This window comes from Acinetobacter stercoris (assembly GCF_900323515.1).
Taxonomy (GTDB): Bacteria; Pseudomonadota; Gammaproteobacteria; order Pseudomonadales; family Moraxellaceae; genus Acinetobacter; species Acinetobacter stercoris.
The window spans coordinates 1-1,461 of the sequence record NZ_OOGT01000389.1; the positions used below are offsets into that span (position 1 = coordinate 1).

Annotated in this window: 2 protein-coding genes; one reads left to right on the forward strand and one right to left on the reverse strand. The window is 33.0% G+C overall.

Annotated elements, in window-relative coordinates:
- Positions 1–148: 148 nt before the first annotated feature.
- On the reverse strand, positions 149–544 hold the full coding sequence (locus KPC_RS19735) for a YbaN family protein (RefSeq protein ID WP_121975998.1): 396 nt from the start codon (positions 542–544) through the stop codon (positions 149–151).
- Between the two features lie 85 nt (positions 545–629).
- Between KPC_RS19735 and KPC_RS19740 the strand changes: the two genes are divergently transcribed.
- A partial coding sequence (locus KPC_RS19740; RefSeq protein ID WP_121975999.1) for a DUF1853 family protein occupies positions 630–1,461 on the forward strand: 832 nt, incomplete at its 3' end.

Below are 1,461 nucleotides of genomic sequence, written 5' to 3' on the forward strand. Positions count from 1 at the left end.
GTATTTAGCCATTTTTTGTTTATTATTTATCTATTTATAAATAAAAAACTGCTTTTACATTTATAAATTTATCGTAGAATCTCAAAAAATTGAACCATTAAAAGATATATTTTCCCCTTTCACGAGTTCTTGATCGAATCTAAAGGATTTATTTCCTGTCTAAATCTTTTTCTGTTTCCAACAGCAACTTTGGTTCAGGCCTAGTACAAAGCCAAATTGCGACAATAAACATCGTAAGATTGGTAAATATTTTTACCAAATATGGTGCTTTGGTAAAGAGCATAATGATACCACTGCATAGCATCATCAAACATGCAATCCATTTTGCTTTTCTAGGGACAGTTCCATTCTCACGCCATGCTTTTAGCGTTGAACCATATTTGGGATGATTAAGTAACCATTCATCCATTTGTGGCCAACCCTTTGAAGCTGCCCAAGCTGCCAAGATCAAAAAAACAGTTGTTGGCATACCAGGTAATAATGCCCCGATAAAGCCTAGAATTACGAAAATCACAACTAGACTTCGCCAAAACAATGTTTTCATGCCTGTACTCAAAAAATTGAACTGGAATAGTATAAAATGTTTTTCAAATGAATGTGATTATCAATTTCAACTCATAATGCCATCTATGACAAATATATCTAGCCCGGTTAATTTTTCTGAACCTTGGTTAAAATTTTCTACACCAATCGTTCGTCAGCTTGCATTCTGTATTTCAAGTCCAAATATCATCAGCAAGATTCCCAGCGAACTCGATATTGAATATTCTTTTGAATTACATTCTGATCATTTTTGGTCTGAACAATATAATCAATATCAGCAACGTTTAATCGAACTTGATCAAAACCCAACCGAATTAATTGTTTTTTTAGAATCCCTAAAAAGTACTCGTCTTGGTCTGCGTTTTGAATATCTGCTTTGGTTCTGGTTACAAGATCATCAATACCATTCATTTAAATTATTAGGTCATAGTATCCAAATTATTCAAGGTGCTCACACTTTAGGTGAAATTGATTTCTTAATATTGAACACCACATCCCAACAGATAGAGCATTGGGAAGTTGCATTAAAATACTATCTTGCAGAAAACGATTTCGATTTAAAATCATGGTGTGGCCTGAATCGCAGTGATACCTTACATAAAAAACTGAATCATTTTACACATCAACAATTTCAATTTAATCACGTGAACAATCATTCAATAAATAAGCGTTTTTCAATATTAAAAGGACAACTTTATTTACCCCGTTTTTCTAATAGCCCTATCCCTAATTGGGTAAATACTCAGCGACGTTTAGGAACCTGGGGAAGCCAGCCATTATTTGAATTTTATCGTTTAAAACGTTCCGAATGGATTTGCCCAGATCCACAACATACTGTAAATTCATCATTTTTTTGGACAAATGGTTTGTATCATGCATGTTCTAAAGAGGAATTTTATATGTTTAGGAATATAAATT